An 8004-nucleotide genomic window follows, 5' to 3' on the forward strand; every position below is an offset into this window, starting at 1 on the left:
CCATCTCCCCATGCCTATATTCAATCGAGCGCGCATGCCACAGAAACCGCAGCAGGTCGAATCTCGCCGCACGGCCTCACGCTGGCTCGTGTCGCCGTCCGTCGCGGTGCTGCTAGTGTGGATGACGATCCCGCTCGCGATGACGATCTGGTATTCGTTCACGCGATACAACCTGCTGAACCCTGACCTCAAGGGTTTCGCGGGCTTCGACAACTACAGGTTCCTCGCCACCGATCCCTCGTTCGTGCCGTCGATCGTGCACACCATCGAGCTGATCGTGGCGGTGCTCGTGATCACCGTGGTCGGCGGCGTGCTGATGGCGGTGTTGTTCGACCGCAAGTTCATCGGCCAGGGCGTGGCGCGCCTGTTCGCCATCGCGCCGTTCTTCGTGATGCCCACGGTGAGCGCGCTGATCTGGAAGAACATGATCCTGCATCCGGTGTACGGCCTCGTGGCCATCGCCATGCGCGCCATGGGCATGACGCCGATCGACTGGTTCGCCGTCTATCCGCTCACCGCGGTCATCATGATCGTGGCGTGGCAGTGGCTGCCGTTCGCGTTCCTCATTCTCTTCACGGCGATCCAGTCGCTCGACCAGGAGCAGAAGGAAGCCGCGAAGATCGACGGCGCGGGCCCCATCGCGTTGTTCTTCTACATCACGCTGCCGCACCTGCGGCGCGCGATTGCCGTTGTCGTGATGATGGAAACCATCTTCCTGCTCTCGATCTTCGCCGAAATCTACACGACCACGGGCGGCGGTCCCGGCAACGCGACCACCAACCTCACTTACCTGATCTACTCGATGGGCCTGCAGCAGTTCGACGTGGGTATCGCTTCGGCTGGCGGCATTCTCGCCGTCGTGCTGGCGAACATCGTGTCGTTCTTCCTCGTGCGCATGCTCGCGCGCAACCTCAAAGGGGAGTACGAAAAATGAGCCAGATTACCGCTACGCCTGCGCAATCGCCCCACGCGGTCAATCACGCCTCGCCGTTGCAGTTCATCGGCCGCGTGCTGCCGGGGCTGCTCGCCTGGCTGATCGCCATCGCGCTGTTCTTCCCGATCTTCTGGATGACGATCACGGCGTTCAAGACCGAGCAGCAGGCCTATATACCGACGATCTTCTTCCTGCCGACGCTCGACAGCTTCAGAGAGGTGTTTGCGCGCAGCAATTACTTCGCGTTCGCGTGGAATTCGGTGCTGATCTCGGGCGGCGTGACGATCGTCTGCCTGATCCTCGCCGTGCCCGCGGCCTACGCGATGGCGTTCTTCCCGACCCAGCGCACGCAGAAGGTCCTGCTGTGGATGCTCTCCACGAAGATGATGCCGTCGGTGGGCGTGCTCGTGCCGATCTATCTGCTGTGGAAGAACTCCGGGCTGCTCGACACCGTGACCGGGCTCGTGATCGTCTATACGCTCATCAATCTGCCGATTGCAGTGTGGATGGCGTACACGTACTTCAACGAGATTCCGCGCGACATTCTCGAGGCCGGACGCATGGACGGCGCGGCCACCTGGCAGGAAATCGTTTATCTGCTCATGCCGATGGCGGTGCCGGGGCTCGCATCCACCGCGCTGCTGTTGATCATTCTTTCGTGGAACGAAGCGTTCTGGAGCATCAACCTTTCCAGTTCGAACGCTGCGCCGCTCACTGTATTCATTGCGTCGTACTCTAGTCCCGAGGGGCTGTTCTGGGCGAAGCTCTCCGCAGCGTCGCTGCTCGCGGTCGCGCCGGTGCTGATCGTCGGCTGGCTTTCGCAGAAGCAACTGGTGCGTGGCCTTACCTTCGGGGCAGTCAAGTAATGGCAAATGCGATGCCCATTCAAGCCCTGATCTGCGATTGCGACGGCGTGCTGATCGACAGCGAAGCCGTGGCGGCCCGTGTGCTGGTGCGCGAACTCGAAGCGCGCTGGCCCGGCGTGGACGCGGCGCCCGTCGTCATGCCGCTGCTCGGCCAGCGTATCGAGCGCGTGCTGGGCGGCGCGGGCGAAGCGCTCGGGCGCAGCCTCACCGCCGCCGACGTCGACGCGATCCGCGTGGTCGCAGAAGTGCAAGCTCGCGAGGCACCGCTTTTCCCGGGCGTCGTGGCGGCGCTGGAAGCCGTGACGCTCACCAAGGCCTGCGCGAGCAACAGCTACACGGCGGTGGTGCGCGAGGTGCTGGCGCGCAACGGACTCGATCGCTTCTTTGGCGAGCGTGTGTACTGCGCGGATATCGTCGCTCGACCGAAGCCCGCGCCCGACGTCTATCTCGCGGCGGCGCAGGGCATGGATGTCTCGCCCGCTGTGTGCCTCGTGGTCGAGGACAGCGTGACGGGTGTGAACGCAGCGCGCGCGGCTGGCATGACGGTGCTCGGGTTCGTGGGCGGCACGCACGTGGGCGGCGACGCGCACGCGCACGAGTTGCGCGAAGCGGGTGCAATCGAAATCTTCGACGACATGACGACGCTGCCCGCGCGGGTGGCGCATTGGATGAACAAGGCGCAAACGCGTTCGAACTAAACCGGTTTGCATAGCAACGGAGACACATCATGGCAAGCGTGATCCTCAGAGACGTACTGAAGCGCTACGACGACAACGAAGTGCTGCGCGACGTGAACCTCGACATCGGCGACGGCGAGTTCGTCGTGTTCGTGGGCCCGAGCGGCTGCGGCAAGACCACGCTCATGCGCATGATCGCGGGGCTCGAAGACATCAGCGGCGGCGACCTGATGATCGACGGCACGCGCATGAACGACGTGCCGCCGGCCAAGCGCGGCATTGCGATGGTGTTCCAGTCGTACGCGCTGTATCCGCACATGACGCTCTACGACAACATGGCGTTCGGCCTCAAGCTCGCGGGCGCGAAGAAGCCCGAAATCGACGCTGCCGTGAAGAACGCCGCGAAGATTCTGCACATCGACCATCTGCTCGACCGCAAGCCGAAGCAGCTCTCGGGCGGCCAGCGTCAGCGCGTGGCGATCGGGCGTGCGATCACGCGCAAGCCGAAGGTGTTCCTGTTCGACGAACCGCTCTCGAACCTCGACGCCGCGCTGCGCGTGAAGATGCGCCTCGAATTTGCGCGCCTGCACGACGAACTCAAGACGACGATGATCTACGTGACGCACGATCAGGTCGAAGCGATGACGCTCGCCGACAAGATCGTCGTGCTCTCGGCGGGCAATGTCGAACAGGTCGGCAGTCCGAACCGTCTGTATCACGCGCCGGCGAATCGCTTCGTGGCGGGCTTCATCGGCTCGCCGAAGATGAATTTCCTCGACGGCACGGTGCAGCAGATCGGCAGCGACGGCATCGTTGTTCGCTACGAAACGGGCGATACGCAGAAGGTGGCCGTCGAGCCTGGCAACGCGCGTGAGGGCGACAAGGTGACGGTGGGCATCCGCCCCGAGCATCTGCACATCATGGCGGGCGCGGAAGGCGTGAGCGCGAAGGCGATGGCGGTCGAGTCGCTCGGCGACGCTGCTTACCTTTACGCCGAATGCCCGGTTGCGCCCGATGGCCTGATCGCGCGCATTCCGCCGCTGGAGCGGCACGAGCGCGGCGAGGCGTTCAAGGTCGGCTCGACGGCCGATCATTGCCATCTCTTCGGTGCGGACGGCCTCGCGTTCGAGCGTCGCTTTGCGCAGCAACTGGCTGCGTGATTTCACTGGCTTGCTGGACGCACCGCCTCGCAGGGTGAGGCGGTGTTCTGTGTGGCGAGGTACCGGAGGTTGCCTTTGTGAGCCCGCTTCGTGCGGGCGTTTTTTTGCCTTGGGCGTGTGGCGTAGCGAAGGCGTCAGCGTTCGATTGCGGCGCGTGCGCACAGCTCGTCGGTGACGAGCCCGGAGAGCCAGCCGCCGTTGAGCGCCGCGATCACCGCTTCGCGCTTGCGCGCGCCGCCGGCGAAGCCGATGGTGGGGCGGCGCGGCGGCGAATCGAGGTACACGCTCGTCACGCGTCGGCCCGTGGGTGAATCGACGCGCTTGCCAGCGGCGTCGATCGGCAGGCCGAGCATTTCGGCCACGGCGCCCTGGCCCATCAGTTCGCGCACTTCGTCGGAGGTAATGAAGCCGTCCTCATGCAGCGGGCAATGCTCGCCGATGTTGCCGATGCCGACGAACGCGACATCGGCCTCGCCCGAAAGCGATTCGACGATGCGATAGAGCCGGTGATTGCACCATTGCGCGCGCTCGGCCTCGTTATCCGCGATGAGCGGCGCGGGCAGCAGAAAGTGCTTGCCACCCGTCTTCTCGGAGATATGCAGCGCGACGTCGTAGCGGTTCGACGAGCCATCCTGCGCGATTGCACCCACCATCGAAACCAGCCGATGCTGCGGCCGCTCCAGTTGCGCGATCTGATCGACAGCGGCCTTGAGCGTACGTCCGCTGCTCACGGCCACCACCATCGGCCGCTCTTCGCTCAGGTAGCGCTCCATCACCTGCGCGCCCGCGACCGCGAGCTTGCGGTCGATCTCCTCCGGCGTGTCGTTGTCCACGGGCACCACTTCGCAGACCGAAAGGCCGTAGCGCTTCGATAGCGCGTCGGCGAGCGCGAGACAATCGGCGAGACGATGATCGACGCGCACGCGAATGAGGTTCTTCTCGACCGCGAACGCGACGAGGCGCTGCGCAACCGGGCGCGACACCTGCAGCTTCTCGGCGATTTCGTTCTGGGTGTTGCCGGCCACGTAATAGAGCCAGGCGGCGCGGGTCGCGAGATCGAGTTTTTCGGTGGACTTGGGCACGGTGGTCGTCGGGGGAATTCGGGGCGGAAGTGTACTGCACGCGTTACGCGAGGCGCTCGCGCGAGGGCTCGAAGAGCGGGCGCACATGGCGGTACAGCGCGCGGTAGGCGTTGAGCCGCTCGCGCAGTGCCGCGTGGCGCGCGGTGTCCGGCGTGTACTCGGCCACCACGGGCGGCTTGGTCAGCACGTCGCGCGCGTCGCCGCCCGCCGCGAGCCAGCCAAGGCGCGCCGCGCCGAGCGCCGCGCCCGTCTCGCCGCCGCCGTGCTGGCGCGTGGGCGTGTTGAATGCGTCCGCAACCAGTTGCGCCCAGTAGCCGCTGCGCGCGCCGCCGCCCAGCATCGACAGCGCACCCACTTCGGTGCCCGCGGCCGCGAGCGCGTCGAGTCCGTCGGTGAGCGCGAGGGTCACGCCTTCGAGCACGGCGTAGCCGAGCAGCGCGCGGTCGGTCGCGTGCGTCATGCCGAAGAACACGCCCTGCGCATACGGGTCGTTGTGCGGCGTGCGCTCGCCCGAGAGATACGGCAGGAAGAGCGGGGCTTCGGCGAGGGTTGGCGCGCTGAGCTGCTCGACTTCGGCGAGCAGCGTAGGTTCGTTCGTGCCCGTGAGCTTGCAGACCCAGCGCAGGCAGCTTGCCGCCGAAAGCACGACGCTCATCTGGTGCCAGCGGTCCGGAATCGCGTGGCAGAACGCATGCACGGCGGAAGCGGGATTCGGCCGGAAGCGGTCGCCTACCACGCAAAGCACGCCCGAGGTGCCGAGCGAGACGAAGCCGTCGCCGGGCTGCGTGGCGCCGATACCGATGGCGCTCGTCGCGTTGTCGCCGCCACCCGCCGCCACGACCACGTCCTCGCGCAGACCGAATTCGCGCGCGAGCGCGGGCAGGAGCGTACCGGAGGGCGCGCTGCCTTCGGCGAGCGCAGGCATTTGCGCGCGCGTCATGTTGCAGGCGTCGAGCAGTGCGTCGGACCAGTCGCGTTTGGCCACGTCGAGCCAGAGCGTACCCGCGGCATCCGACGGATCGGAGACCTTGCCGCCGGTGAGTTGCAGGCGCAAATAGTCCTTCGGCAGCAGCACAAAGGCCGTTTCGCGAAAGATCTGCGGCTCGTGGCGCGCGACCCACAGCAGCTTGGGCGCGGTGAAGCCCGGCATGGCGAGATTGCCCGCAATGCGATGCAGTTGCGGCGCGCGCGCGGTCAGCTCGGCGCATTCGTCCACCGCGCGCATGTCATTCCAGAGGATCGCGGGACGCAATACGTTGTCGTGCGCGTCGAGCAGCACGGCGCCGTGCATCTGCCCGGAAAGGCCGATGCCGCGCACCTGCGCGAATTCGTGCGGATGCGCCTCGCGCAGCGCGGCGAGCGCGCGGCGCGTGCCGTCCCACCAGTCGGCGGGATTCTGCTCGGACCAGCGCGGGTGGGGGCGCGAGACGACGAAGGGCGTGCCGGCAGTGCCGATCACGCGGCCGTCGGGCGCGAGCAGCAGGACTTTCACTTCGGAGGTGCCGAGGTCGATGCCGAGATACATAGGCGCGCTGTAGTCGTGATGAGAGTTGCGCTACTTTAGCCGCGCGCCGGGCACGACGCCATGCGCGCCGACCCGGAGGGCGCGCGTGGCGCGGGCGTGACGAATCAGACCGCGGTGTTGCTTCAAACGCTGCAACCGCGTGAGGCGAGCCACGCGTCGACGCGCGTGAGCGCGCCACGCACCGCGCCGCCCAGTGTCGGGTTGCCGGCGAGGCCGCCCCACAGCAGCTTGTCGCCGAGAAACGTCGAGACGGGGTCGCCGTTGTCGAACATGCGATGCACGTCGGCTTCGTCCATCACGCCGTCCTGGTAGCGGTAGGGCAGCGTGCCCTTGTGCCAGCGTTCCAGAAAGCGCAGGAAGAGCGCGGGCAGCATGGCCGTGGCGGCGGGCGTCGCGCCCGCGGCGATGCGTTGCGCGAGCGTGGGCGCGATGAAGCCGGGGATCTTCGAGTAGCCGTCGGCGGCCACGCGCTGGTTCGTGTCCTGGATGTACGGATTGCTGAAGCGTTCGAGCACGACGTCGCGATATTTTGTGAGATCGAGCGGGCTGGGAGTGAGGCAGGGAATCACGTCTTCGCTCACGTACTCGCGCGCGAAGGTGCGGATGTCCGCGTCGTGGGTGCCTTCGTGGATGAAGTCGAGCCCGACGAGCGTGCCCGCCCACGCAATGCAGCTGTGCGTGGCGTTGAGGATGCGGATCTTCGCTTCCTCGTAGGGCATTACCGATTCGACCATCTCCGCGCCTGCGCGCTCCCAGGCGGGCCGCCCCGCGCAGAAGTGATCCTCGATCACCCACTGGATGAACGCCTCGCCCATCACCGGGCAGGCGTCGTCCACGCCGGTCGCCGCTTTCACTCGCTCGCGCACGTCGGCCGTGGGGCGCGGCGTAATGCGGTCGACCATGGAGTCGGGGCACGCCGTGTTCGCGTCGAACCAGTCGCGCAAATCCATTGCGCCGCGCAGCGCGAGGAACTCCCGCATGCCCGCGTGAAAGCGCTTGCCGTTGCTGCGCAGGTTGTCGCAGGTCTGCAGCGTGACGGGACCGCCGTCGCGCGCCATGCGCGCTTCGAGGATCGCGGCGAGCGCGCCGTAAATCGTCGTGCGGCCGCCGTTGAGATCGGCGGCGAGGTCGGGGTTCGCGGTGTCGAGGCGGTCGTGCTCGTCGAGGTAATACCCGCCTTCGGTCACCGTGAACGCGACGATCTTGCAGTTCGAGTCGGCGCCTGCGTCGATCAGGCTCGCGAGATCGGCGGACCACGGCAGCACGCGCGTGATCGAGCGGATCGTCTCGTAAGCGCGCTCGCCTTGCGGCGTGACCGTTTCGAGCGTGTAGGCGCCGTTCTGCGCGGCCAGCGCGTCCATCACGGCGTTCATGTCGGAGCGGATGTTGCCGACGGTGAGCGACCATGCGGCCTCGTCGGGCTTGCGCGTGAGGTTCACGCGATGCAGGTACCAGGCCTGATGCGCCCGGTGAAACGACCCGGCGCCGATATGCAGGATCACGTTCGCATTGCTGCGTTCGGTGTTCATTCGGTGTCTCCTTACTCAAAGCGGCCGATCGGCTCAGGCCTGAGCAATTGCTCTAGTGATGAACGAATGATCGTATTCGGTCGATCGAAAGTCAAGCGGGCGACGGCGGTTTTCGGTGGCACGCTGCGGCGGCGGATGGTGCGCGTGCGGCGGACGGACGTGAGCCACCTGCTGGCCAAGCCGGGATGTTGTGGCGCACAAAGCGCCCGGGAGGAGACAGCGGGGGAAGGG

The 8004-nt window shown here is 66.4% G+C and carries 7 protein-coding genes; 4 read left to right on the plus strand and 3 right to left on the minus strand.

Annotated elements, in window-relative coordinates; all coding sequences use genetic code 11:
• Window positions 1-34: 34 nt before the first annotated feature.
• From M3I54_RS13070 to M3I54_RS13085, 4 genes are read left to right on the plus strand one after another with little or no spacing between them, the layout of a single operon-like run.
• Window positions 35-934, plus strand: coding sequence for a carbohydrate ABC transporter permease (locus tag M3I54_RS13070; protein WP_254336435.1), 900 nt, complete (start codon window positions 35-37; stop codon window positions 932-934).
• Window positions 931-1800, plus strand: a complete 870-nt coding sequence (locus M3I54_RS13075; protein ID WP_254336437.1) for a carbohydrate ABC transporter permease — start codon at window positions 931-933, stop codon at window positions 1798-1800. Before M3I54_RS13070 ends, M3I54_RS13075 begins: the two co-directional genes overlap by 4 nt.
• Window positions 1801-1811: 11 nt before the next feature.
• A complete protein-coding gene (locus M3I54_RS13080; RefSeq protein ID WP_254336439.1) occupies window positions 1812-2498 on the plus strand; it encodes an HAD family phosphatase in 687 nt (228 codons plus the stop codon).
• Between the two features lie 29 nt (window positions 2499-2527).
• Entirely contained in the window at window positions 2528-3637 is a 1110-nt protein-coding gene (locus tag M3I54_RS13085; RefSeq protein WP_254336441.1) for an ABC transporter ATP-binding protein, read from the plus strand.
• Window positions 3638-3771: 134 nt separating this feature from the next.
• Here M3I54_RS13085 and M3I54_RS13090 read toward each other — a convergent pair whose 3' ends face one another.
• From M3I54_RS13090 to dalD, 3 genes are all read right to left on the minus strand, one after another.
• Window positions 3772-4719 carry a sugar-binding transcriptional regulator gene (locus M3I54_RS13090; RefSeq protein WP_254336443.1) on the minus strand — a complete coding sequence of 316 codons (948 nt, stop codon included), beginning with the start codon at window positions 4717-4719 and terminating at the stop codon, window positions 3772-3774.
• A 43-nt stretch (window positions 4720-4762) separates the two neighbouring features.
• Window positions 4763-6244 carry a xylulokinase gene (gene xylB / locus M3I54_RS13095; RefSeq protein WP_254336445.1) on the minus strand — a complete coding sequence of 494 codons (1482 nt, stop codon included), beginning with the start codon at window positions 6242-6244 and terminating at the stop codon, window positions 4763-4765.
• A gap of 122 nt (window positions 6245-6366) precedes the next feature.
• Window positions 6367-7773 carry a D-arabinitol 4-dehydrogenase gene (dalD, locus tag M3I54_RS13100; protein WP_254336447.1) on the minus strand — a complete coding sequence of 469 codons (1407 nt, stop codon included), beginning with the start codon at window positions 7771-7773 and terminating at the stop codon, window positions 6367-6369.
• Window positions 7774-8004: the final 231 nt, after the last annotated feature.

Source organism: Paraburkholderia sp. CNPSo 3274 (assembly GCF_024206475.1).
Classification (GTDB): domain Bacteria; phylum Pseudomonadota; class Gammaproteobacteria; order Burkholderiales; family Burkholderiaceae; genus Paraburkholderia.

Bases quoted from the DNA above. Each gene is read 5' to 3' on its own strand.
- M3I54_RS13075 (WP_254336437.1), top strand. From the start codon at position 931: ATGAGCCAGATTACCGCTACGCCTGCGCAATCGCCCCACGCGGTCAAT.
- xylB (WP_254336445.1), bottom strand. From the start codon at position 6,244: ATGTATCTCGGCATCGACCTCGGCACCTCCGAAGTGAAAGTCCTGCTG.
- M3I54_RS13080 (WP_254336439.1), top strand. From the start codon at position 1,812: ATGCCCATTCAAGCCCTGATCTGCGATTGCGACGGCGTGCTGATCGAC.
- M3I54_RS13070 (WP_254336435.1), top strand. From the start codon at position 35: ATGCCACAGAAACCGCAGCAGGTCGAATCTCGCCGCACGGCCTCACGC.
- M3I54_RS13085 (WP_254336441.1), top strand. From the start codon at position 2,528: ATGGCAAGCGTGATCCTCAGAGACGTACTGAAGCGCTACGACGACAAC.
- dalD (WP_254336447.1), bottom strand. From the start codon at position 7,773: ATGAACACCGAACGCAGCAATGCGAACGTGATCCTGCATATCGGCGCC.